Here is a 25,252-nt window from a genome sequence, read left to right on the forward strand (position 1 = left end):
AGTAAATAATAAGATTTAATTTATTAAATCTAGGAGGACGTATGGATTACAAATCTATCTACGAGGGCGAGGACTTTGGTGATATTTCCTTTGGTACAGCTCTCAAAGATTACACAACTTGGGGCATCGGTGGACCAGCTGATGTGCTAGTTAAAGTAAAGAATGAAGAACAATTAAAACAACTTTTGATATTTAACAATGAAAACAATATAAAGACGACCGTAATAGGACTTGGATCAAATCTTCTTATAACTGATAAGGGTATAAGGGGATGTGTCTTAATCTTAGCAGATAATTACGATGATATTAAGCTTAATGGAACTGAAATAACTGTGCTTGCGGGTACTTCACTAAATAAAGCGGCAAAATATTCAATTGCTCATGGCCTAACTGGTATGGAAGAAATATCTGGTATACCAGGGTCAGTTGGTGGGGCAGTTTCTATGAATGCTGGCGCTTATGGCAAGGAAATCAAAGATGTTTGCATAAGTGTGAAAGCATTTGACCTAGCTGGCAATGAATATAATTTTACAAATGATCAGATGAACTTTTCCTACAGGCATTCAAAAATATTTGACCAAGATCTCATAGTTTCTAGCGCTACTTTTAAATTACAAAATGATGATAAAAACGAAGCTATGGAAAAGTATGAAGATTATACAAATAGGCGTGAAACCAAACAACCACTAGATAAGAAATCAGCAGGCTCAACTTTTAAGAGACCTGAGGGTTCATATGCATCTAAGCTTATTGATGAATGTGGACTTAGGGGTTACAGAGTAGGAGATTGCCAAGTTAGCGAAAAGCACTGTGGATTTATCATCAATGCAGGAGAAGCTACTAGTGCTGATATGCTAGCCTTCATAGAAGAAGTTGCTAGCATTGTTTATGAAAAAACAGGTTTTAAGTTAGAACGTGAGGTTAAATTAATCGGAGACTTATAATGAAACTTAAGATAATTACTGGTTTAAGTGGATCTGGAAAGACAACTGCCCTAAGAGCTTATGAAGATATGGGTTATTATGCTATGGACAATTCTCCAGCATATTTGATTGAGAAATTCATCGAACTAAATGAAACTCAAGCAAATCCTATTGAAAAAATGGCAGTTGTAATAGATTTCCGATCCCACAATCTAGACAGCGATATGAAACAATCTTTTCTAAATCTCAAAGAGAAGAACGAGGATACTGAAATTATATATATTTATTGTAATGACAGTGTGCTTTTGACTAGATATAATGAACATCGCCGACCTCATCCACTGGGTGACTATGGCAATGTAGCAGACGGTATAGAAAAGGAAAAAGAACTTTTAAAGGAAATAAGGCAAATATCTGATAGATTCATAGATACCAGTAATTATAATGCAAAAGAACTTAAGAAAGTTATAGAAGACTCTGCATCTAACGAGAACAATATGATAATAAATCTCTTATCATTTGGCTACAAGTATGGTGTTAGCGAGGACTTTGACTTTATCTTTGATGTAAGATTTTTGCCAAACCCATTTTATATTTATGAGCTTAAGCCACTTAATGGAACTGATGAAAAGCTTAAAGCTTATTTGGACCAATTTCCTATAATTGATGAGTTTTTGGATGATACTTATAAGTTATTAACAAAACTAATTCCAGAGTTTAAGAATCAAGGCAAAAATACCCTAACTATTGCAATTGGATGCACAGGGGGCAAGCACAGGTCAGTTTATATTGCCCAAGCTTTGTATGAAAAAATGAAAGATGATGACTATATATTAATTATGAAACACAGAGAAAAGGATAGGTGGTAAAATGCAATATTACAAAAGACTACCCTTAGAAGATGTAAAAAATGCTAGGGAACTTGGTGGTGTGCCAACCATGGATGGAAAAGTCACCAAGTGGGGCAAATTTTTGAGGACAGCAACCCTAGATGATATAAAAATTGATGATATTAAAACATTAAAAGACTACGGTGTAGAATCAATAATCGACTTAAGAAGAGCAGGAGAGATTCCCTTTGATAGCAAGTCACATGAGCTGATCAAAGAAAACTTCAACTACAATCATATTTCTCTAGCTCCATCTGAAGAATTCCGCAAGGAAGAAATACAGCAAATTATCAATAAAGAAGTATCTATTGGTTCTACTTATAGAAATCTTATTGATAATTATCCTAAGATTAAAGAGATTATGGAAGTATTTGCAACAACCGATGGCATAAGTCTATTTCACTGCCAAGAGGGCAAGGATAGAACAGGCATTATTTCCATGATTTTGATGGGCCTTGCCAATGTTGGTAGATCTGACATTATAGCTGATTATGAAGTTTCATCAGCCTACCTTGGATATATAGAAAGATATGATGAAAATGAACCATATTCAGTATTTAGGATTACCAATCCATATTATATGAGAGAAGCATATGAATACGTAGCTCGTAAATACGATTCTTTTGAAGAATACCTAGCTTATGCAGGTGTAGACGAAAATACCATTAATAAGGTTAAGAACAAATTATTAGACTAGGTGGTAAAAATGTCTTTTTCAAAAAGATGTAAAAAAGAAGTTTTAAAAAAAGACCCTATAGATACCCACGCAGAATTACTTACATTTTTTCAGTATATTTCAAGTATAAGGATATCAAAGGCAAGCTATCAGGTGATTTTTAAGACTTATTCAAATACCATAGCCAGATATATTTACAATCTAATCAAACAAGTATATGATTATTCTCCAATCTTTGAGATAAAAGATATGGATAAGGATAGGTTGTTTTCAGTAATTGTTGAAGATGAACCTATTTCAGAAGAACTCATGGATGCTTCTAATATGTTTTTTATAAACAAGGATTCTTATTTGGAAGATATTTCTCTGGATGATATAAAATCATATCTTAAAATCGCCTTTGTACTAAAAGGATCCATAAACGACCCTCAACGAGGCTATAATCTTGAGATTTCAACAAATTCTATAGAAGAATCAATACTAACAAAAGAATCTATGGATATCTTTGACCTAAATCCCAAAATAAATGACAAGGGAGAAATCAAAGTAGTCTATCTTAAAGATTCAGATAAGATTTCAGACTTTTTGGCTATAATTGGTGCCAATAAGTCCTTGTTTGAGCTTGAAGATGTGAGAGCCATGAAGTCGATTAGAAATGATATCAATAGGCAAACTAATTTTGATAAGGCCAACATTGATAGAACTGTGAATGCATCACTAAAGCAAGTAGATGCCATAAAGGCAATATTTAACGCTGGTATGATTGATGATTTGTCAGCTGAGATGAAAGAGTTGGCAGAGCTTAGACTAGTAAACCCCTATACTTCTATAGAAGAATTGGGACAAATGTTAGATCCGCCTATGAGCAAGTCCAAGGTTAATTATAGGTTACAGAAATTTATTAAGATGGCTGAAGATTTGTGAAAACAAGTCTTTTTTAATTAAGGATTAAGTATGGAAAATAAATTTACTCACCTACATGTGCATACAGAATATTCACTATTAGATGGATTTTCTAGGATAAATCAACTACTTGATAGGTGCCAAGAATTGAATATGGATTCTATTGCCATAACAGACCACGGGCAGATGTATGGGGTTATAGAGTTTTATAAAGCAGCCAAAGCAAGAAATATCAAGCCAATTATAGGTTGTGAAGTCTATATATCAGAGGATGATTATCTCAAAAAAGATCCTAGCAACAAGCGCTACTACCATCTGATTTTGCTTGCCAAAAACAAAGAGGGCTATAAGAATTTACTAAAAATAGTATCCGAAGCCTATGTAAATGGATTTTATTACAAGCCAAGGATTGACTTTGACTTTATAAAAAATCACAAGGATGGGCTCATCGCCCTAAGTGCCTGCCTAAATGGTGAAGTAAATCAGAGAATTTTAGAAAATGATATCAAAAAAGCCTATGAAACAGCCGAAAAATACAAGGACTTATTTGGCAAAGATAATTATTACTTGGAGCTGCAAAACCATGGCCTAAGAGAGCAAAGGCAGGTTAATGAAGTTTTAAACAAAATCCACAAGGACTTGGACATAGAACTTGTAGCCACTAACGATGTACATTACATAAACAAGGAAGATGCCTACTACCAGGACGTACTCTTGTGCGTACAAACCGGTTCTTTGATTAAAGATGAAGATAGGATGAAAATGCCTGCCGATGAATTTTACCTAAAAAGCTATGACCAGATGCAGGCGATTTTTAAAGACTATGATAGGGCAATATCAAATACCCAAAAGATTGCAGATATGTGCAATCTAGAGATAGGATTTCACAATCCTCACCTTCCATACTTTAGTAAATTACCAGAGAACACTACAAACCTTGAGTATTTGACAGATTTGGTTGACCAAGGCTTGGCAAAAAAGTATGAAAATGTGACAGAAGAAATTAGATCACGTGCCCAAAAAGAGATTACCGTAATCAACAACATGGGCTATATAGATTACTTTTTAATAGTATGGGACTTTGTAAAATATGCCAAAGACCACGACATAGCAGTAGGACCAGGCCGTGGATCGGCAGCAGGCTCCATTGTCTCCTATGCCTTAGACATCACCCAAATAGATCCAATTAAATACCATTTAATCTTTGAGCGTTTTCTAAATCCTGAAAGGGTATCCATGCCAGATATAGACATAGACTTCGACTATGTCAGACGTGACGAAGTAGTAGAATATGTAAACGAACTTTATGGCAGAGACCACGTATCTCAAATTGTAACTTTTGGTAGGATGCAGGCTAGAAATGCTATAAGAGATGTGGGAAGAGTCCTTGATATTTCTTATGGCAAAGTAGATAGGATAGCGAAATTAGTTCCACAGGTAATTAATATGACCCTAGACAGGGCCCTTGAGGAATCGGATAAGTTCAGAGAAGCTTATAAAAACGATGCAGAAAGCAAGAGACTAATAGATACTGCAAGAAAACTAGAAGCTCTTCCTCGTCACACTTCAATACATGCGGCGGGTGTTGTAATGAGCAAGGAAATCTTGACAGACATAGTACCTTTGGCCTTATCAAATGATCTCGTAGTCACCCAATACAATATGACTGAAATAGAAGAGTTGGGTCTACTAAAGATGGACTTTTTGGGACTAAGAAACCTCACAGTTATCAAAGATACCATAAAGGATGTCAAAAAAAACCGTGGCATAGAAATTGACATAGAAAAGATTGATGAAAATGATCCAAATGTCATAAAACAGTTCAATAAGGCTAAAACCATAGGTTTATTCCAATTTGAGTCTGCAGGCATGAGAAATTTCTTGAAAAATTTAAAGCCGACAGTTTTTGATGACCTTATAGCAGCAAACTCTCTTTTTAGACCAGGGCCAATGGATGAGATACCGACATACATCCACAACAAAAACAATCCTGAAGACATAACATACATTGATGAGAAATTAAAGCCAATACTTGGAGTGACTTATGGAATCATAGTTTACCAAGAGCAGGTAATGCAAATAGTTCAACAGCTTGGGGGTTTTTCTCTAGGAGAAGCTGACAATTTAAGACGTGCCATGAGTAAGAAAAAGATGGATGTAATGGAAGCCAATAGAGAAGTATTTGTCCACGGCAAGGTCGATGAAGATGGCAATGTCTTAGTACCAGGCTGTATGAGAAACGGCGTAAGCGAGAAAAATGCAAATATAATTTATGATGAAATGATATCTTTTGCCAAGTACGCCTTTAACAAATCTCACTCAGCCGCTTATTCATTGGTTGCTATACAAACAGCATATTTGAAACACTATTTCCCAGAAGAATATATGGCCAATCTCATATCATCTGTCATGGACAATACATCTAAACTTTACACCTATATAAGCGAAACAAAATCAATGGGAATTGATCTGATAGCCCCAGATGTCAACATTTCCTACGAAAATTTCCATGCAAAAGATGGCAAAATAATATTTGGCCTATCTGCCATCAAAAATCTAGGAATAAACTTTATAAATGCAATTGTAGGCAGCCGCAATGAGGGAGGGAAATTTTTGAATTTCAAAGATTTCCTAGAAAGAGTTGAGGCCTACGATTCAAGAGCTCTTAACAAAAAAGGGCTTGAGTCACTTATCAAGGCTGGTGCATTTGATTCTATGGGATATATGAGAAGTAGGCTTATGGCTGTCTATGAGTCAGCTATGACCAATGTCCACGAGGGTCAAAAGATAAATGTCAAGGGGCAAATGAACCTACTGGACTTTGCTGATGATTCAGCTACAAAGTCAACAGACGATATCAATATGCCAGAAATCAACGAGTATCTAAAAAAGGTTAAACTTTCTTTGGAAAAAGATGTGCTAGGTTTTTATATATCTGACCATCCCTTAAGCGATGCTAGCGATAGACTATCAAAGATAGTAAATTTTAGAACTTCATTCAAAGAAGAACTGACAGATTTAGAAATCCAGAGATTGGACAACAAATACGTGACTATGGCTGGAATTATCACTGGCAAATCTGAGATAATGACCAAATCGAGAACTCTTATGTCCTTTGCAAGCTTAGAAGATATGTATGGGACAATTGAGATGGTAATCTTCCCAGAGCCTTACAGAAAATATAGAAATTTGATTGAAGAAGATAATGTAGTCCTTGTAAAGGGTAAATTACAAGTAGATGAAAATGACGTGAAATTACTGACATCAGAATTTATCGACATAGAAAGTTTGAATCTTAAAGTTTTATACCTGAAAACTGAATATAACAGGTATAATAATTTGAAGAGCATATTACAAGAAGCTCCGGGAGACACTCCTGTTGCGATATATTTTGCGGATAAGAATAAATCAGTCAAACTTGACCAGAAACTTTGGATTAATATTAATGATAATTTAATGGAAAAACTGTATAATTTTCTTGGAAAAGAAAATGTTAAGTTGAATTAAGGAGAATTATGAAAACTATAGGAATTTTAACAAGTGGTGGCGATGCGCCAGGTATGAACTCTGCTATTAGAGCTGCAGTTCGTACAGCATTAAACAGTGGAATGAGAATAAAGGGTATCAGAAATGGATACGATGGCTTGATGAAAGGTGATATCTATGAGATGAATGTTTCATCTGTTGCAGATATCATACATAAGGGTGGTACCATACTTGGTACTGCAAGAAGCCTAGAATTCAAAGGTAAGAAGGGCCAAGAAAGAGGTGCCCAAATCCTAACAGATTATGGTATAGAAGGTCTTATTGTAATCGGTGGTGACGGATCTTTCCAAGGAGCTAAGGCTCTTTCAGATCTTGGTATCAAAACAGTGGGAATCCCAGGAACTATAGACAACGATATGGGCTATACTGATTTTACAATTGGATTTTTCACAGCTATGGAAACTGTATCCGATGCTGTAGGAAAACTCCGTGACACATCAAGCTCTCACGGTAGGGCTGTTGTAATAGAAGTAATGGGTAGAAACTGTGGAGACTTGGCACTATTTTCTGGTCTTGCAGGTGGCGCAGAATCAATTATCGTACCTGAACACGAATTTTCAATAGATGATATCATTGAAAAGATGGAACACGGCAAAAAAAGAGGAAAACTTCACCATCTTATAACTCTAGCAGAGGGAGTTGGTGACCCATACTCTGTAGCAAATGAACTAGAAGAAAAGACAGGAATTGAAACAAAGGTTACAGTCTTAGGTCACGTACAAAGGGGCGGCTCACCATCAACAGTTGATAGACTTCTTGGCTCAACAATGGGAGCTCGTGCAGTAGAACTTTTACAAGAAGAGAAGACAGGCCTTGCTATTGGATATGCTAATGGAAAACTTATTGAAGTTAGCATTGATGAAGCAATAAATTCTAAGTCACAATTTAACGAGAAACTTTACTCATTAGCAAATAATCTTTCAAGATAGGAAGGAATCATAATATGAATCAAATGCCAGAACACTTAAAAAAGACAAAAATTGTTTGTACCATAGGCCCATCATCTGAGGCACCAGAAATCCTTGAAGAACTTGTAAAAAGTGGGATGAATGTTGCAAGGCTAAACTTTTCCCATGGTACACATGAAGAACACTTAGAAAAAATTAAAACTATAAGAAAAATTAGACGTAAACTCAATTCACCTATAGCTATAATGCTAGATACTAAGGGACCAGAAATTAGAACTGGTAACTTTGACGTTGACGAAATTTTCCTAAAGCCGGGAGATACATTCACACTAACAACTAGGGATGTGATTGGTAACCAAGATATAGTATCTGTATCTTATGCTGGTTTGCCAGAAGATGTTGAAGTAGGAAGTGAAATATTTATAGACGATGGTCTAGTACAACTAGAAGTTGTTGAGATCAAAGATGGCACAGACGTAGTTTGTAAAGCACTAAATAACGGTGTTTTATCCAACCACAAGGGTGTAAACTTACCAGGACGTCAAACAAATCTTCCAGCAATAACACCAAAGGATATAGATGACATCAAATTTGGTATAGAAAATGATATTGACTTCATAGCTGCATCCTTTGTCCGCAAAAAAGAAGACGTATATGACATCAGAAGAGTTCTAGAAGATCATGGCGGAGAAAACATCAAAATCATTTCAAAAATAGAATCTCAAGAAGGTGTAGATAACCTCGATGAAATCATCGAAGCATCTGATGGTATCATGGTTGCCCGTGGTGATTTGGGTATAGAAATTCGTACAGAACTTATACCAATTGTCCAAAAAGAGATGATCAGAAAGGCAAACCTTGCATCCAAACCAGTTATAACAGCAACACAAATGCTTGACTCTATGATTAGAAACCCAAGACCAACACGTGCGGAAACAACTGACGTAGCAAATGCTATCATAGACGGAACAGACTGTGTAATGCTTTCTGGCGAGACAGCTGGTGGTAAGTATCCAGTTGAAGCAGTTCGTACCATGAGAAACATCTGTATAACAACAGAACTATCAGATGACTTTAACAAGAACGTATACGAAACTGACATATCAAGCTTCAACAACGTTACAAACTCTATAGCAAGAAATACTTGTGAAATTGCCAAGGAACTTGATGCATCAGCTATCATTTCTTGTACATCAAGTGGTAATACATCAAGGGTTATTTCCAAATTTAAACCAAGAACAAATATCGTTGCAGCAACAACAACAGAAAAAGTTGCAAGACAACTATCAGTTGTTTGGGGAGTATATCCAATAGTAATCCAAGAAGCCAAAGAAACAGATGAACTTATCGAAAGAGCAATATTTGGAGCTATTAACGAGAATTATGTTAATGAGGGAGACTTGACAGTAGTAACAGCTGGTATCCCACTAGGTATTTCTGGTAACTCAAACCTAATCAAAGTTCACATCATAGGCGATATTATCACAAGCGGTACAGGTATAGGAACCAAATCTGTTGCAGGAAAAGTATGCCTTGCATCAACCAAAAAAGAACTAGAAGAGAAATTTGAAGAAGGAGATATCCTAGTAGCCAAATTTACAGACTCTGATATCACAGAATACATCGAAAAAGCAAAAGCTATAGTAACAGAAGAAGGCGGACTAACAAGCCACACAGCTATAGCAGCAGTACACTTTGGAATCCCTGCTGTAGTAGGTGCATTTAACATCAGAAACTTAGTAAATGATGGCGATATAATCACAGTCGATCCAATCGGCGGAGTAATTTACAAAGGAGAAACGAAAGTTATCTAATGATCTTAAAAGATTTAAAGATAATTGATATCATCCAAGACGGCAGAGGAGTAGCGAAAACTATTGGCAAAACAGTATTTGTAGAAAACGCAGTCTATGGCGAAACTCTTGATGCCGAAATCATAGCTGAAAAGAGAAACTTCTTAGAAGCAAAGAAAATCAAAACAAATATAAAAAGCAAATTTGAAAGAAAACCTCCATGTCCATATTTTTATGAATGTGGAGGTTGTTCTATAATGGATATCAATTATGATGCGCAAATAGAATTAAAAAAGAACTTAATAAAAAATGCAATCAAAAAATCAACAGGCCTAGAAATCCAAGATATAGAAATCATAGAAAGCCCGGAATTTAGATATAGAAATAAGATTCGCCTTCAAGTAGACAAAGATGGTGGTCTAAATTATCTTAAAAAATACTCAGATGAAAAAGTTAAAATTGATAATTGCCTCATAGCAAGTGACTATATATGTCAAAATTTACCTCAAATAGAAGAAATAAGCAGAGAAATTAATGAGAAATTCGACGGAGCAATTAGAGAAATCTCCATTCGTACAAACAATAAAGACATCTTATTAAATCTTTACGGGCATTTTACAAAAGATTGCCAAAACTACGTAAGAAAGAATTGGTTTAACTCAAAATTCTATATAAATCTTATAGATAGAAGAAATATAAATGTGATAAATAGTGATGGCAAACTAGACTTTAAAATAAAAGACAAAACATTTAAAATTAGCGCTGATGACTTCTACCAAGTAAACCAATACCAAATAGAAAATCTCTATGGTGTTGCTAGAGAATTCTTAGGAGAAAATCAAAAACTCCTAGACCTCTACTGTGGATCCGCAACAAGTTCCATGTCAATCAACGATGATCACATAGTAGGCATTGAAATCAACAAAAATGCTATCAAAGATGCCAAAGAAAATGCAAAAAGAAATGGATTAAAAGACTATAAATTCATAGCAAAAAACGCAAAGTTTATCGACAGCAAATTCATCAAAGAAAATAGGATAGATGCAGTAACAGTAGACCCACCAAGGGCAGGCCTTGATAAAGAGGTGATTAAAACTATTGGAAATGCAGGAATAGAAAAAATAGTCTGCATATCTTGTAACCCTCAAACATTAGCTCGCGATATAAAGAGGTTTATGGATAGGGGATATGAACTAAAGAAAATAAAAGCAGTGGATATGTTTCCTCAGACAATGCACGTGGAGAGTGTAGTATTGATGTCAAGAAAATAGAATAACAAGCTATAAAACTGTTGAAACCAATGGCTTTTAGGATTTTAAAAGAAATCTTAAAAGCCATTTTTTTATTTGAAAAATACCTTGCGGGAACATATTAATAGTAAAAATCGTAGGGGTGTGTAGACAGGATAGATATTTATAGGGAGAGTGAACAGAATAGATATTAGGACTTGACACATCAATTAATAAGCTGTAAAATATAAACAAGTTAGCAGATTAGCTAATAATGTAATAGGAGGTAATCATGAACAATCACGAACTGACTTTTGGGGATTTTATTTCTCAGAAGAGAAAGGATTTAAGAATCACCTTAAAGGATATGGCGGACAGGCTTAATATTTCCTCACCGTATCTAAGCGATGTAGAGAAAGGAAAAAGAGATTCTTTTGACTTAGATAGGTTGAACCAAATTGCTAAAATATTAAACTTGGATGAAGAAGAATCATCCATTATGATGGATTTAGCTGGAAAGCAAAGAAATACGGTGGCACCTGATTTGCCAGAGTATATTTTAAAGACTAAAGGCTTAAGCGTAGCTTTGAGAAAGGCTAGAGACTTAGATGTCAAAGAAGAAGAGTGGATAAAATTCATTGAAGAAATTGAAAAAGAGAGGTAGGCATGTATCAATATAACTTCAACAAATCAAGTACAGGTGCTCCATTTATCACTTTAGATCAAATTGAATCACTGACCGAGCAAATTCTCAATAAATATTGTCCTTCTGCAATTGAAAATTTTGAAGCAGTAGATATTGAGGGGCTTGCAGAATTTGATTTAGGGTTTAATGTTGAGTATGCCTACTTATCTCATAACGGATGCTATGCAGGGATGATGGTCTTTAATGATGACCAAGTAATACGAACAATGAAAAGCCTAATGCCAAATATTGAAACTGGACAATGGGAACTAGAATATCTTACAGATAGAGCTAATACTATTCTAATAGATAAGCAATTAGATAATCCAAGAGATAAAGGATTTAGAAGATTTACCCTAGCTCATGAATGTGGACATGGTGTAATTCATCCGTGTGTATTCTATAGAGATCCAAACCAACTATCTTTTTTTAATGAAGAAGAAAAGCCTGCATCACTAGCTTGTAGAACTGGCGATGTTAATAAGAAGAAAAATAAACGCTGGGGATTTATGGATACAATAGAATGGCAGGCGAATACATTTGCTTCTTGTCTTTTGATGAATAAAAAAGCGATTATAAAGTATTTATACTATCTAGGTTATGATAAGCATATTAAGGATGAGACTTATCTATTTGATTTCATCATGAAAGTATCAGAGCAATTCCAAGTATCAAAAACAGCAGCATTAGTTCGATTAAAAGTATTAGGCTATGCACCTAATGACTTTGAATTAACAAAAGAACTATATAACGAATTTAGTTTTTAAAATATAGCTTAGCTATATTTTTTTAAGAAAGAAATTAGCAAAGAAGCTAACAAGGAAAGACAAGGAGGTATTATGGAACAAATGGCATGTCCAGTCTGTAAAAAGAGATTTTTTGATGTATCAAGAATTCCCTTAGAGAAAATAGAGATAGCAGCAAAATGTCCACACTGTGGGAAAATCTCAACACTGGAAATATCAAACAAAAATAAGAAAAAACCATACCGAGCAAAGAAGTAAATGTAACTATCAAATAGCCGGATGAGTATTCAAAAGGAAACTCATCTGGCTATTTTTATATTAAGGAGGTGATCCTATAGAAATAAGAAACAAAGAAGGAAAAAGAGTCTGTGATATTAGCGAAGACAAGAAAAAGCTAACTATCAGGCGAGGTAAAAGTACAACCATAGCCTATGTAGTTAAAGGCGAAATTAAAATTTTAAATAAGTAAAAGAGATATCCGCAAGAACGCTAGACGGCAGTCGGAAAACCAAACCATGGTTTTCTATTGCCGTCTTTTTTGTTTTTACGGATGGCCTTCTTGCGGATCTAGATATTTTGCAAGGAGGCAAAAGATGGCAAAGAAAAGATATTTAGAAATAAATGGCAAAGAAATCGAAGTTAGTGAAGAAGTCTACAAAGAATATATGAAACCAATCTGGAGAGAAAAAAAGAGAATCCAAAGAGCCTACAAGAATTTAGAAGAACTACAAGATAAAGACAGAATTAAAACAGTGGCTGAGAAAAATGGAAACTATGTCCAAGCAGGAAGTTTAGAAACAGGCTTTGTCGAAACAAAAGAATATGGTCTTCCCTTATCCCTTGATGTTGCTGAAGAGGAATACGACTTTGAAGTAACTAGCGTTAAAAATACTGAGGATATAGTAACGTACAAACTTCTAGAAGAAGCATTCTTAGAAGTCATTAGTGAATTTTCTGAAAGAGATAAAAAAGTTCTAAAACTACTTTTTCTCTACGAAATGAAAGAAAGAGAAGTCGCAGAAGTAGTAGGAATATCCCAAAAAACAGTTAATAACATCAAAAATAAGCATTTACCAAAGATTCAAGAGAAATTGAGACCTTGGAAAAAATAATTACTCAAAAACTTACTAGATGTCCTAAGGAATATGAGGGAAGAAGTCTTACTCAAATACAAACAGGATGTCCTAAGAAGTATGAGGAGATACAACTTACTCAAAATGAAGGCAAATGTCCTAAGGAGTATGAGAGGAGAAATCTTACTCAAAAATTTAAAGAATGTCCCAAGGAGTATGAAAGGAGGAACAAAGTGGACTTAGTAAAAAACGAACAGATGGCAGAAAGTTTAATAGCCATCTCAATTGTTGCCAAGAAGATAGCTAAGGAATTAATGCAACCAGAGAAAGGAGAAAAAGATGTCAAGAATAAAGCTACTAATGGAAATCAAAGAAGATGCAGAGAATCTTGCATCTAGTATAGGTGTCCTTCTAACAGCACTAGAAAGTGATGAGGAACTGCCTAAAGAAGAGAAGGCAAAACAAGAAGAAAAGACCTATGAGATTGAAGATGTTAGAAAGATACTAGCCGACAAATCAAGATTAGGCCATACAGCTAAGATAAGAGAACTCTTAGAAAAGTATGGAGCTAAAAAGTTATCTGAGATTGATCCAAGTAACTATAAGGACTTGGTAGCAGATGTGGAGAAGTTGTAATGGGCGCTCATGCTATTTTATCAGCATCATCTTCTAATAGATGGATTCACTGTCCACCAAGCGTAAAGCTATCTCAAAAATATGAAGATGAAGTTAGTCCTTATGCACTTGAAGGTACCTCAGCTCATGCCTTAGCAGAATATAAACTAAAAAAGTTATTAGGCTTAGATGTAAAAGATCCAACAGAGGATTTAGATTTTTATGATGAAGAAATGGATGAGTTAACTGAAGGATATGCCTCATATGTAATAGAAGTAATAAGTAGTTATGAAAGCCCAGCCGTCTTTGTGGAAGAAAGACTTAACCTATCAGACTATGTTAAAGAGTCCTTTGGTACAGCTGACTGTGTAGTTGTTGGCGGAAAAGAACTTCATGTAATAGATCTAAAGTATGGTCAGGGAGTTTTAGTAGATGCTAAAGATAATTCACAACTCATGTTATACGGACTTGGCGCATTAAGTCTCTTTGATGGAATTTATGATATTGAGGAAGTAATTCTTCATATCTATCAACCAAGAAGATGCAATATATCAACTTGTGAAATCAAGAAGATAGAACTTTATGAGTGGGGAGAAACCATACGAGAAATTGCTGAGAAAGCCTATAAAGGCGAGGGAGAATTTTCTTGTGGAGAATGGTGCATCTTCTGCAAAGCAAAGAATAAATGCAGGAAAAGAGCAGAAGAAAATCTAAAACTAGCACAAGAAGAATTTATTCTACCACCAGAACTATCTGATGATGAAATTGAAGAGATTCTACCAAAACTAGATGAAATGGAACAATGGGTCAAAGACATCAAGGCTTACGCTTTAGAAAGAGCAATGAAGGGTCATAGGTGGAAGGACCTAAAACTTGTTGAAGGTAGGTCTAATAGAAAATACCGAGATGAAGATGAAGTTGTAAAAAAAGTAAAAGAACTGGGATTCAATCCCTTTGAAGAAAAGTTACTTGGCATCACAGCTATGACTAAGTTACTAGGTAAGAAAGTCTTTGATGAAAATATCAACGACTTATTAGAAAAACCAAAAGGCAAACTTATCTTAGTGAACATTAATGATAAAAGAGATGAAGTAGTAATTGAAAATGTGAAAGAAGAATTTGGAGTGGTTAAGGAATGAAAAAAATACCACTTACAAAAGGATTTTATGCATTAGTTGACGATGAAGATTACAAAGAACTATCAAAATATAAGTGGTTTGCCAGCGGTCATCCAGGTCAGTTATATGCCTGTAGACACAATCCAGAGAATAAATCTCGCCATATTAGAATGCATAGGCAAATTCTAAATGCTCCAGAGAATATGGAAGTAGATCATATAAATCTGAATAGATTAGATAATAGACGATCTAATTTGAGGCTAGCAACTAGACAAGAAAATTCTTTTAATAGAAAAAAGTTTAACATGAAATCTCACTCTAGATATAAGGGAGTTACTTTTCATATTAGAGATAGATGTTGGCAAGCGTGCATCAGAATAAATGAAAAGCATATTTATTTAGGCAGTTTTGATAAAGAAGTAGACGCTGCAATGGCGTACAACGAAGCGGCAAAAAAGTATCATGGTAGATTTGCAAAATTAAATATAATTCAGGAGGAAAATTATGCAAAATAAAACAAAAGTAATTACTGGAGAAGTTAGATTATCATATTTTAATGGTTGGGAACCAAAGTCAATCAATGGTGGTAAAGAAAGGTATTCAGTATCTGTCATTATCCCAAAGAGCGACCAAAAGACAATTGAGAAGATTGAAAAGGCAGTAGATGCTGCTATTGATGAAGGACTTTCTAAATTTAATGGAAAGAAGCCAAATAAGAAAGCCATCAAACTTCCATTAAGAGATGGTGACACAGAAAAAGATGATGAGGCTTATGCCGATGCATACTTCTTAAATGCCAACTCTATGACAGCACCTCAAATTGTGGATAGAAACGTAGAACCTATTCTTGATAGAAGTGAAGTCTACTCAGGAGTTTATGCAAGGGTATCTCTTAACTTCTATGCCTACAATGTAAATGGCAATAAGGGCGTAGCGGTTGGGCTAGGGAATATTCAAAAACTAAGAGATGGACAACCTCTAGGAAATAGGTCTAATGCAGCAGATGACTTCGATGCTATGGACGATGATGATGAAGATTTCTTAGCATAGGAGGTAGAAATGGACTATTTAATTACAGCAATAGTTTTAGCTATTTGGTCCTTTTTATGGTATAAGCTTGGATTTTTACAAGCTCAGTTAAAAGAACTAGATAGAGATATCAGAAAAATAGAAAAACAAATAAAAGAAGATAGAAAAAATAATTTAGCAGAATTAACAAAGCTTAGTGATAGCTATGAAGAGATTGTCCATAGATCTTGAGACCTATTCTTCAGTTGACTTAGGCAAAAGTGGTGTATACAAATATGCCGAGAGTGAGGATTTTGAAATCCTCCTCTTTGCCTATTCTATTGATGATGGAGAAGTTAAGGTAGTAGATTTGGCAAGTGGAGAGGTTATTCCTGAAGAAATATTATCAGCACTTAGTGATAAGAGTATAGAGAAGTGGGCCTTTAATGCGAACTTTGAAAGGGTGTGTCTATCTAGGTTTTTAGGTAAGAGACTAAAACCTCAAGGTTGGTATTGCACCATGATTTGGTCAGCCTATATAGGGTTACCTCTATCCCTTGAAAAAGTAGGAGAAGTTTTAAAACTAGATAAGCAAAAGATGAATGAAGGCAAGGCTCTTATAAGATATTTTTCTATTCCATGTAAACCAACTAAAACCAATGGTATGAGGACAAGAAATCTACCCCATCACGATTTAGAAAAGTGGTCTACCTTTAAGGAATATAACCAAAGAGATGTGGAAACCGAAATGGCAATTAAGAAAAAGCTATCAGCCTTTCCAATGCCTCATTCAGAATGGGAAAACTACTGGATAGACCAAAACATCAACGATAGAGGAATCTTAATTGATGAAGTTTTAGTTGATTCAGCTATTAAATTTGATGAGATATTACGAGAAGAAAATATGGACAGAGCCATAGAACTAACTGGTCTTGAGAATCCAAATTCTCCCTTACAGCTTAAAGAATGGCTAAATAAAAAAGGCTTAGAGATAGATTCCTTAGCTAAAAAAGATGTAGAGTCTGCTCTTAAAAATACTGAGGGAGATATAAAAGAAGTATTGGAACTTAGACAAGAATTATCTAAGTCTTCAGTTAGGAAATATGATGCTATGAAAAATGTAAAGGGAAAAGACAAACGTGTGAGAGGGCTCCTTCAATTTTATGGGGCAAATCGTACAGGAAGATATTGTTTAACTGGAGATCACGAAGTTTTAACTGATAAAGGCTGGGTTAGACTTGATAAATGGAATGGAGGGAACATTGCTTGTTGGAATACCATAGGAGAAAAAATATCTTTTCAAAAGTCTGAAATGGTTAAGTTTCCATTCAGTGGACAAATGGTTTTCTATGAAGATAAAAGAATATCTCAAATAAGCACAACTGAACACAAGATGTATTTTAAAAATCATTATAAGAGTGAGTGGAGAGTTGGAGAAATATCCGAGATGCTAAATTATGCACATCCAGCTATTCCATTTACTGGATATAGACAAGTTCAGTCAAATTTAGATCATATTCAGCTTAGAGTTCTTATTATGATTCAAGCGGATGGACATTATACTGCAGAAGGAAATATAAAACTTTCTTTTTCAAAACTTAGAAAAGTTGAAAGATGTAAAAGTCTTTTGAGAAAAGCAGAAATTTGCTTTAATTTGAAAGAATACATGGATAAGTCAAAGAAAAGATATGTTTTTACTATCTACTCTAGACACCTACCTTTGTGGCTTAGAATGTTTGAAAACAAAACATTTGACACATGGCTATTTGATGAAAGTGCAGACGTGTTCTTTGATGAACTTGTTCATTGGGACGGATATCAAAGTGCTAAAAACAGCATTCAGTATTCTACAGTAAATAGGAAAAATGCAGATATAATACAGGCCTTTGCTCATCTAAGTGGTAGAGCATGTCAAATGAGTATAAAGAAAAGATCGCAAGTTCATAACAATTGGCAAGATGCATATATATTAGACATTTGGTTAAGACCTAAAAACGCACATCAAATACAAAGAAAAGCAAAGAAAATAGACTATACGGGAATGGTCTACTGTGCTATGACTCCAACAGGTTTCTTTTTAGTGAGGAGAAATGGAAGAGTATGGGTTACAGGAAATTCAGGACGTCTTATCCAGGTACAAAATTTGAGGAGAAATAACCTACAAGATTTAGACCTTGCAAGAAGTCTTGTAAGAAATAAAGAATACGAAAGCTTAGAAATGCTTTATGACTCACCATCCGATGTGTTATCCCAACTGATAAGAACAGCCTTTATTCCAAAAGAGGGATGCCGATTTATAGTTTCCGATTTTTCAGCAATTGAAGCAAGAGTTCTAGCTTGGCTTGCGGGAGAAGACTGGGTGCTTAATGCCTTTAAAAATGGAGAAGATATCTACTGCTCTACAGCAAGTCAGATGTTTGGTGTGCCTGTTGTAAAACATGGAGTAAATGGAGACTTAAGACAAAAAGGTAAGGTAGCAACGCTTGCTTGTGGTTATGGTGGCTCTGTGGGAGCGCTTAAGGCTATGGGTGCTATAGAAATGGGGCTATCTGAAGATGAACTTCAATCAATAGTTGATTCCTGGCGAGAGGCTAATCCAAATATAGTGAGTCTTTGGTGGGACATAGATGCAGTCGTAAAAAGAGTTGTAAAGACTAGAATTAAAGAAAAATATAAGAATTTAGTTATTAGCTATGAGAAAGGCATCCTTTTCATAGAACTTCCTTCAAAAAGAAGATTAGTTTATCCAAAGGCAAAAATAGGAACGAATCGATTTGGTGGAGAATCAGTAGTCTATGAGGGAATCGTAGTAGGAAATAAATGGGACAAGATTGAATCCTATGGTGGAAAATTTGTAGAGAATATAGTTCAAGCCATCGCAAGAGATATTTTAGCTGAGGCTTTGATGAGACTTGAGGAAAAAGGATTTAATATCGTCATGCATATTCATGACGAAGTTGTTATAGAAAGTGATTCATCTAGCATAGAAGAAATAAATGAAATCATGTCCATAGTTCCTAGCTGGGCACCTGGACTTATCTTAGATGCAGATGGATTTGAAAGTGAATTTTATAAAAAAGACTAATGGAGGGTTATTCATGTTTTATGTTAAAGAAAAAATAAATGATGCCATGGAAGTAAGCATTGAAATAAATGATGAGAATGTATTTTGCACCTGTCCAAAGTGTGGAAAAGAAGTTCGAGTCGATTTAGTTGAAGTATTGGAAGAGGGAGATTTAGTTTCTACCCAAGTTTGCTGTAATACTTGTAGTGAAACAATGAGTGGTATTTATGAATAAGGAACTATACAACGGGAGTGGGTGCAAGGACCCCACTCCTTATCAAGCAATTAAAAATGCAGAGAAGAGATACTATCCCCTGGTATATATCTGCAGTCCATTTTCTGGAGATGTAGAAAATAATGTAATCAAGGCACAGAAGTATTCTCGCTATGCTTTAGATGAAGGAAATATTCCCATCGCACCACATCTTTTATTTCCTCAGTTTATGAGTGATGAAAGTGAGAGAAGACTTGCCATGCATTTTAATTATGTCCTTCTTGGAAAATGTGAAGAAGTATGGGTCTTTGGTGACAAGATAAGTCCTGGAATGGCTGAAGAAATAAAGATTGCTGAGAAGAGAAAAATGAAGATTCGCTATATAAAGGAGGTATCCTAATTGAAAATATACACCTCGAATTTAATAGGAGTGGAGTCAAATTGTGTTTATCTAAATGAGATGGATGCAGTAGATGTTAGGTCATTTGAGGAAGCAGCAAGTTTTGACCATGTAATGGCTAAGTATAAAAATTCCTACAGGTCCAACGATAATTTTATAGAGTCAGAATGTGTTCCCATGGATATAGACAACGACCATTCAGAAAATCCAGATGATTGGATTTCAGCTAATGATTTAAAGAGAATATTTGATGGAGTTAAATTTGCCATAGTTTACAGCAGAAACCATAGAAAAGAAAAAAATGGAAAAGCTGCAAGACCAAGAATGCACATATATTTTCCAATTCCTAAGATCACAAATTTAGCTGAATATGTAGGAATAAAAGAAAGCTTGGCGGAGGCTTATACTTTCTTTGATGGAAATGCCTTAGATGGAGCGAGATTTTTCTTTGGAGTTAAGAATCCTGCCGTTGAAATAGTTAGGGGAAGGAAATATATAACTGATATTCTAAAAGATGACTTTGAGGATTTTGATAATTCTCAAGACTTGATTCAGCAAGGCTCTAGAAATTCAACTATGAACCATTTTGCTGGTAGGATTTTAATTCGATATGGAAATACAGATGAGGCAAGAGAACTATTCGATAAAAAAGCCAGCCTTTGTTCTCCACCACTAGAAGATGAGGAGTTAGAACAAATATGGAAGTCAGCTTGTAAGTTTTATAAAAAGGTGGCGGCGAGTGAAGATTATGTACCACCTGAAGAATACAATGAAAGGTATGAGGAATATAAGCCTGAGAAACTTACAGATATAGCAATGGCTGAAATCTTTACTAAGCACAACAAAGGTAAAGCTATCTACACCATATCTCAAGGCTGGCTTTATTGGACGGGCAAGAAGTGGGAAGATTCTGAGCTAAAAGTAATGAGTCTTTATATGGAGACTGCCAAAAAAGTTTTAGAAAACGCAAGCATTGAATTTAAAGAGACCTATCAAGAATTAGCAGATGCAGAAATGATGGGAAATAAGGAAGAAAAAGTACAAGCAAAGTTAAAAGTAAATACTGCAAAAGCCTATCTTAATTTTGCTAAAAAGATGAACGACCACGGAAAAGTATCTGGAATATTAAAACTAGCCAAGTCTTTGTTAGAAGTTAAAAATGAAAAACTTGATGCAGATGCTTTTATTTTAAATACACCTGTTGGAGTTATTGATTTAAAAACAAGTGAAATAAAAGAGCATGACCCGTCTTACTATTGCACGAAGATTACTGCCCTAGCTCCAAGTAAGGATAATATGGATATGTGGATAGATACTTTAAGGGATGTAACTGGTGGAGATGATGAGTTTATTAATTTCTTAAAGTTCCATGCAGGGTCTACATTAATAGGTCATGTTTATGAAGAAGCACTCCTTATAGCTTACGGAGATGGAGGAAATGGAAAGTCTACTGTTTTTAATTCAGAGGCTCACGTTCTTGGAGACTATGCAGGTAAAATCCCAGCTGAGTCTTTAACAACAAGAGCAAAGAATGTGAAGGTTGATCTTGCAGAGTTATGTGGTAAGAGATTTATTCTAGCCTCTGAAACAGAAGAGGGTCAAAGACTGTCAAGTTCTATGTTAAAGCAGATAGCAAGTGTTGATGATATTTCAGCAGAAAGAAAATACTATGCACCCTTTTCATTTACGCCAACACATTCTACTATTCTCTATACAAACCATCTACCAAAGGTGGGCTCTAATGATCGAGGAACCTGGAGAAGAATTGTGGTGGCTCCATTTTCTATTGCCATTAAAAATCCTAAGACAGACTATATAGATAAGCTTATAGAAAAAGCAGGAGGAGCAATTCTACAGTGGATGATTGAAGGAGCAAAAGAATATATAGATGCAGGCTTTAAATATCCAAAATGTAATGTCGTAGATGATGCTAAAAGTTCATATAAAGAAGAAAATGACTGGATAAACCATTTTATTTCAGATAAATGCATAAAAGGAACAAATTATAAAGAAATGAGTGCAAGGTTATATCAAGTTTATCGTGAGTGGGCTGGTTCAAATGGAGAATATATTAGAAACAATAGAGATTTTTCACGAGCCCTTATAGCAGAAGGTTATGAAAAGAAAAGGACAAATAGGGGAATTGAATGGGGTGGTATAACCATCAATGATTTAATGGAGTCGGAAGACGACTTTTTATAAATGCATCTTAGTGTAGCATTTATAGGCTAAATAAAGATGATTGCATAGAAAAAAGTTTTTCTTAATTAATGAAAAGTGCATACACTAAACTACAAAAAGACATGACTATTTACACTTGACTTAACACTGAAATGGCTTAATATACGCATTTTGTATGGTGTGAATAGTCATAGCCTACTTTCTTTTATATATTATTTTTATTCTCTCGTGTAAAAGGTTTATATATAGCTACACTATACAACACTTTAGAAAAATGGAGGATTTATGAATTTCTATAACTACATGATGAAAAATCACTTAAATGAAAAGTCTCCAAGAGGAGATTTAGCAAGAGATATGAAGGAAGATAGAGACTTTCCTAAAAATAAAACAGGGAAATTTAAGGGCTGGAAAAGACTGATTAAAAATTATTTAAAAAGCCAGGGTGCTTGTTATGATTGTATGATGGCTTTTGAAAAAGCATGGAAGGAGTATGAAAATTGCGAGAGAAAGATATTGAATCTGCCCTTGTTAAAAGAGTAAAAGAGAATAAGGGTCTATGTCTTAAGTTTACATCTCCATCAATGACGGGAATACCAGACAGGATAATACTTCTACCTAAAGGAAAGATTGGATTTGTGGAAACAAAAAGACCTGGAGGAGAACCAAGACCAATTCAGAAAAAGAGAATAAGACAATTTAAAAACTTAGGTTTTAAGGTTTATGTTCTTGACTCAAAAGAAAACATTGATGGAATAATAAATAGAATCGGAGGTAACTAATTGGAATACACTCCACATAAATACCAAAACTATGCTACTGAATTTATAAAAGAAAATGAAGAATCAGCACTTCTACTGGACATGGGACTCGGTAAGACGGTTATAAGTCTAACAGCTATAAAAGACTTACTCTTTGATTCTTTTGAAATTTCTAAAGTTTTAATTGTAGCACCATTAAGAGTTGCTAGGGATACTTGGAAAGAAGAGATAGAAAAGTGGTCTCACCTTGATTTCTTAAAATATTCAGTGGTCGTAGGAAGTGAAAAAGAAAGAATAAAAGCATTAAATAAACAAGCAGATATCTATTTAATCAATAGGGAAAATGTAGACTGGCTAATAAATAAGAGCGAAATACCATTTAACTACGACATGATCGTAATTGACGAATTATCATCTTTTAAGTCTCATAGGTCAAAGAGGTTTAAAGCCTTGATGAAAGTTAGACCAAAGGTAAAAAGAATAGTTGGTCTTACTGGAACTCCATCATCTAATGGACTAATGGATTTGTGGGCTGAGTTTAGGCTCCTTGATATGGGAGAGAGACTTGGTAGATTTATTGGTCAGTATAGGGAAATATACTTCAAACCAGATAAGAGAAACGGACCAATCATTTATTCCTATAAGCCACTTCCTTTTGCTGAAGATGCAATCTATGAAAAGATATCAGATATCACAGTTTCTATGAAAGCTGAAGATTACCTAAAAATGCCAGAGAAGATAAACAATGAAGTCTTTGTAAATCTATCAGATAAAGAAAGAGATATCTACGAGACCTTAAAAAAAGACTTGGTCGTTAGTATTAAGGATAAAGATATAGATGCAGTCAATGCTGCAGCTCTTTCTAATAAGTTACTTCAAATGGCATCGGGTTCTGTTTATGATGAAGATAAAAATATGATTCATATTCATGATAGAAAGCTTGATGCCTTGGAAGATTTAATAGAAGGCGCAAATGGTAAACCAGTATTAATAGCTTATTGGTATAAGTCAGATTTGAAAAGAATAAAAGATAGGTTTGATGTAAGAGAACTTAAGACAAGTGAGGACTTTAAAGAATGGAATCAAGGTAAGATTCCAGTTGCCATTATCCATCCAGCATCTGCTGGTCATGGACTTAACCTACAAGCTGGAGGTTCGACACTTATTTGGTTTTCCCTTACATGGTCCTTAGAACTTTATGAACAAACCAATGCCAGACTATATAGGCAGGGTCAGAAAGAAACAGTTGTAATTCATCATATCTTAGCTAAAGGAACTATAGATGAAGATGTAATGAAAGCATTAGAAAATAAGAATAAAACACAAGCTGCACTTATTGATGCAGTGAAAGCAAATCTAGAGAGTTGATGTCATAGATTGTCACTATCAAAATTTGCTAAGATTAATGCAAGAGAAGAAGTTATATGGATAACTTACCTCAAAAACGTATGGAGGTAAGAAATGAATGCAAAAGAATATTTAAAACAAGCTTTTTATTTAGACAAGAGAATAAACTCAAAGCTGGAGCAAGTTGAATCACTCAACGCTCTAGCAACAAAAGCTACATCCACCTTATCAGATATGCCTAAGAGTCCTAATCGAGGATCATCAAAACTTGAAGATACTATCGTAAAGATTGTAGATCTCCAAGAAGAAATCAATAAGGATATAGATAAGTTGGTGGATTTAAAGAAAGAAATCGTAAGAACAATAAAAAAGATTGAAGATAAAGAACTTCAAGTCGTTTTAGAAAAAAGATATCTTTGTTTTGAATCTTGGGAGAAGATAGCAGTTGAAATGAATTACTCAATTCAGCATATTTTTAGATTGCATAGTAAGGCTTTAAAAAATATAGAAGTATAAAAAATCGGGTGACGCATAAATGCATCACCCGCAAAACTTCGTTTTCAATTCGTGTTTTTATTATAGTATTAAATTTAAAACTTGTCCAGGATATCGTGGTGTCCAATATCTAAAAGAAATATCAATTCATTATTTTCATAGAACCAAATAATGCGAATATCCATGTTAACAGAAGACTCCCATATTCCATCTGTACCTTGTATTTTCTTAGTTCTTAAAGATGGATGGGTAGGATTTTCTACGAAAAATTTAAGTTTCTTTTTCGTTTGTTTCTTTTCAGTATCAGATAGTTTTTTGTAATGTTTTTTAAAGGCTTTCGAATAAGCAATTTTATAGGACATTACTTGTCTAACTCTTCGAATAGAGAGTCGATAGAATCAAAAACAGGTTGAGTCCCATTTTTTATAGATTCTTTAATTTCTTTTACTTCAGCTTTTAAATTTTTTATGACGTGTTCTGGATAGATTGCAACTGGAACGAGTACAATTTTTCCGTTATCTTCTATGACTTCAAATTGATCGCCTTGATTTAATTCCATAGAGTTTACTATGTCTTTTGGTATAGTAACTTGTGATTTAGCTTTTAGTTCAACCAACATAACAAAACCTCCTTAGTTAGAAATTCATACTTTCTAACTAAATTATATTTTCTTCTGA

General features: G+C 34.6%; 28 protein-coding genes. 26 read left to right on the top strand and 2 right to left on the bottom strand.

Annotated features, from left to right (window positions below; genetic code table 11):
• The first annotated feature begins 41 nt into the window (after positions 1-41).
• From murB to BN38_RS03235, 26 genes are all read left to right on the top strand, one after another.
• The gene (gene murB, locus BN38_RS03115; RefSeq protein WP_044565529.1) at positions 42-944 is read left to right on the top strand and encodes a UDP-N-acetylmuramate dehydrogenase; all 903 of its coding nucleotides are present in this window, start codon (positions 42-44) and stop codon (positions 942-944) included.
• On the top strand, positions 944-1,792 hold the full coding sequence (rapZ, locus tag BN38_RS03120) for an RNase adapter RapZ (protein WP_044565530.1): 849 nt from the start codon (positions 944-946) through the stop codon (positions 1,790-1,792). Before murB ends, rapZ begins: the two co-directional genes overlap by 1 nt.
• A 1-nt stretch (position 1,793) precedes the next feature.
• Positions 1,794-2,510, top strand: a complete 717-nt coding sequence (locus BN38_RS03125; protein WP_044565531.1) for a tyrosine-protein phosphatase — start codon at positions 1,794-1,796, stop codon at positions 2,508-2,510.
• Positions 2,511-2,519: 9 nt separating this feature from the next.
• Entirely contained in the window at positions 2,520-3,413 is an 894-nt protein-coding gene (gene whiA / locus BN38_RS03130; protein WP_044565532.1) for a DNA-binding protein WhiA, read from the top strand.
• Between the two features lie 30 nt (positions 3,414-3,443).
• Positions 3,444-6,899 carry a DNA polymerase III subunit alpha gene (locus BN38_RS03135; protein WP_044565533.1) on the top strand — a complete coding sequence of 1,152 codons (3,456 nt, stop codon included), beginning with the start codon at positions 3,444-3,446 and terminating at the stop codon, positions 6,897-6,899.
• Between the two features lie 8 nt (positions 6,900-6,907).
• Positions 6,908-7,867, top strand: coding sequence for a 6-phosphofructokinase (pfkA, locus tag BN38_RS03140; protein WP_044565534.1), 960 nt, complete (start codon positions 6,908-6,910; stop codon positions 7,865-7,867).
• Between the two features lie 14 nt (positions 7,868-7,881).
• Positions 7,882-9,660 (top strand): pyruvate kinase, encoded by a 1,779-nt coding sequence (gene pyk, locus BN38_RS03145; RefSeq protein WP_407636489.1) that lies wholly within the window; start codon positions 7,882-7,884, stop codon positions 9,658-9,660.
• Positions 9,660-10,910 carry a 23S rRNA (uracil(1939)-C(5))-methyltransferase RlmD gene (rlmD, locus tag BN38_RS03150; RefSeq protein ID WP_044565535.1) on the top strand — a complete coding sequence of 417 codons (1,251 nt, stop codon included), beginning with the start codon at positions 9,660-9,662 and terminating at the stop codon, positions 10,908-10,910. The genes pyk and rlmD overlap by 1 nt, the downstream gene beginning before the upstream one ends.
• Positions 10,911-11,160: 250 nt before the next feature.
• Positions 11,161-11,532: a helix-turn-helix domain-containing protein gene (locus BN38_RS03155; protein WP_002834913.1), complete on the top strand. Its 372-nt coding sequence runs from the start codon at positions 11,161-11,163 to the stop codon at positions 11,530-11,532.
• A 2-nt stretch (positions 11,533-11,534) separates the two neighbouring features.
• Entirely contained in the window at positions 11,535-12,320 is a 786-nt protein-coding gene (locus BN38_RS03160; RefSeq protein WP_044565537.1) for an ImmA/IrrE family metallo-endopeptidase, read from the top strand.
• A 72-nt stretch (positions 12,321-12,392) separates the two neighbouring features.
• A complete protein-coding gene (locus tag BN38_RS11150; protein WP_002834910.1) occupies positions 12,393-12,557 on the top strand; it encodes a hypothetical protein in 165 nt (54 codons plus the stop codon).
• Positions 12,558-12,892: 335 nt separating this feature from the next.
• Positions 12,893-13,411: a sigma-70 family RNA polymerase sigma factor gene (locus BN38_RS03165; protein ID WP_044565539.1), complete on the top strand. Its 519-nt coding sequence runs from the start codon at positions 12,893-12,895 to the stop codon at positions 13,409-13,411.
• Entirely contained in the window at positions 13,399-13,770 is a 372-nt protein-coding gene (locus BN38_RS03170; protein ID WP_044565540.1) for a hypothetical protein, read from the top strand. The genes BN38_RS03165 and BN38_RS03170 overlap by 13 nt, the downstream gene beginning before the upstream one ends.
• Positions 13,712-14,008 carry a hypothetical protein gene (locus BN38_RS03175; RefSeq protein WP_026074035.1) on the top strand — a complete coding sequence of 99 codons (297 nt, stop codon included), beginning with the start codon at positions 13,712-13,714 and terminating at the stop codon, positions 14,006-14,008. The genes BN38_RS03170 and BN38_RS03175 overlap by 59 nt, the downstream gene beginning before the upstream one ends.
• Positions 14,008-15,126: a DUF2800 domain-containing protein gene (locus BN38_RS03180; protein ID WP_044565543.1), complete on the top strand. Its 1,119-nt coding sequence runs from the start codon at positions 14,008-14,010 to the stop codon at positions 15,124-15,126. Before BN38_RS03175 ends, BN38_RS03180 begins: the two co-directional genes overlap by 1 nt.
• Complete coding sequence (locus tag BN38_RS03185) at positions 15,123-15,620, top strand: HNH endonuclease (RefSeq protein WP_049944435.1); 498 nt, start codon at positions 15,123-15,125, stop codon at positions 15,618-15,620. Before BN38_RS03180 ends, BN38_RS03185 begins: the two co-directional genes overlap by 4 nt.
• A complete protein-coding gene (locus tag BN38_RS03190; RefSeq protein WP_044565544.1) occupies positions 15,610-16,155 on the top strand; it encodes a DUF2815 family protein in 546 nt (181 codons plus the stop codon). The genes BN38_RS03185 and BN38_RS03190 overlap by 11 nt, the downstream gene beginning before the upstream one ends.
• Before the next feature lie 9 nt (positions 16,156-16,164).
• Positions 16,165-16,365, top strand: coding sequence for a hypothetical protein (locus BN38_RS03195; RefSeq protein WP_002834902.1), 201 nt, complete (start codon positions 16,165-16,167; stop codon positions 16,363-16,365).
• Positions 16,340-19,198: a DNA polymerase gene (locus tag BN38_RS03200; RefSeq protein WP_044565545.1), complete on the top strand. Its 2,859-nt coding sequence runs from the start codon at positions 16,340-16,342 to the stop codon at positions 19,196-19,198. The genes BN38_RS03195 and BN38_RS03200 overlap by 26 nt, the downstream gene beginning before the upstream one ends.
• Before the next feature lie 13 nt (positions 19,199-19,211).
• Positions 19,212-19,412 (top strand): hypothetical protein, encoded by a 201-nt coding sequence (locus BN38_RS03205; protein WP_044565546.1) that lies wholly within the window; start codon positions 19,212-19,214, stop codon positions 19,410-19,412.
• A complete protein-coding gene (locus BN38_RS03210) occupies positions 19,405-19,791 on the top strand; it encodes a DUF7768 domain-containing protein (protein ID WP_044565547.1) in 387 nt (128 codons plus the stop codon). Before BN38_RS03205 ends, BN38_RS03210 begins: the two co-directional genes overlap by 8 nt.
• On the top strand, positions 19,792-21,993 hold the full coding sequence (locus BN38_RS03215; protein WP_044565548.1) for a phage/plasmid primase, P4 family: 2,202 nt from the start codon (positions 19,792-19,794) through the stop codon (positions 21,991-21,993).
• Between the two features lie 264 nt (positions 21,994-22,257).
• A complete protein-coding gene (locus tag BN38_RS03220) occupies positions 22,258-22,515 on the top strand; it encodes a sterile alpha motif-like domain-containing protein (RefSeq protein ID WP_019131836.1) in 258 nt (85 codons plus the stop codon).
• The gene (locus BN38_RS03225; protein WP_044565549.1) at positions 22,473-22,754 is read left to right on the top strand and encodes a VRR-NUC domain-containing protein; all 282 of its coding nucleotides are present in this window, start codon (positions 22,473-22,475) and stop codon (positions 22,752-22,754) included. Before BN38_RS03220 ends, BN38_RS03225 begins: the two co-directional genes overlap by 43 nt.
• Positions 22,755-24,101, top strand: coding sequence for a DEAD/DEAH box helicase (locus tag BN38_RS03230; protein WP_044565550.1), 1,347 nt, complete (start codon positions 22,755-22,757; stop codon positions 24,099-24,101).
• A 93-nt stretch (positions 24,102-24,194) separates the two neighbouring features.
• A complete protein-coding gene (locus BN38_RS03235; protein WP_044565551.1) occupies positions 24,195-24,596 on the top strand; it encodes a DUF1492 domain-containing protein in 402 nt (133 codons plus the stop codon).
• A gap of 74 nt (positions 24,597-24,670) precedes the next feature.
• Here the strand turns inward: BN38_RS03235 and BN38_RS03240 are convergent, their stop codons facing one another.
• A complete protein-coding gene (locus BN38_RS03240) occupies positions 24,671-24,937 on the bottom strand; it encodes a type II toxin-antitoxin system RelE/ParE family toxin (protein WP_044565552.1) in 267 nt (88 codons plus the stop codon).
• Entirely contained in the window at positions 24,937-25,194 is a 258-nt protein-coding gene (locus BN38_RS03245; protein WP_002834889.1) for an AbrB/MazE/SpoVT family DNA-binding domain-containing protein, read from the bottom strand. The genes BN38_RS03240 and BN38_RS03245 overlap by 1 nt, the downstream gene beginning before the upstream one ends.
• Between the last annotated feature and the right edge of the window lie 58 nt (positions 25,195-25,252).

The organism is Anaerococcus provencensis, from assembly GCF_000312365.2.
GTDB classification, from domain to species: domain Bacteria; phylum Bacillota; class Clostridia; order Tissierellales; family Peptoniphilaceae; genus Anaerococcus; species Anaerococcus provencensis.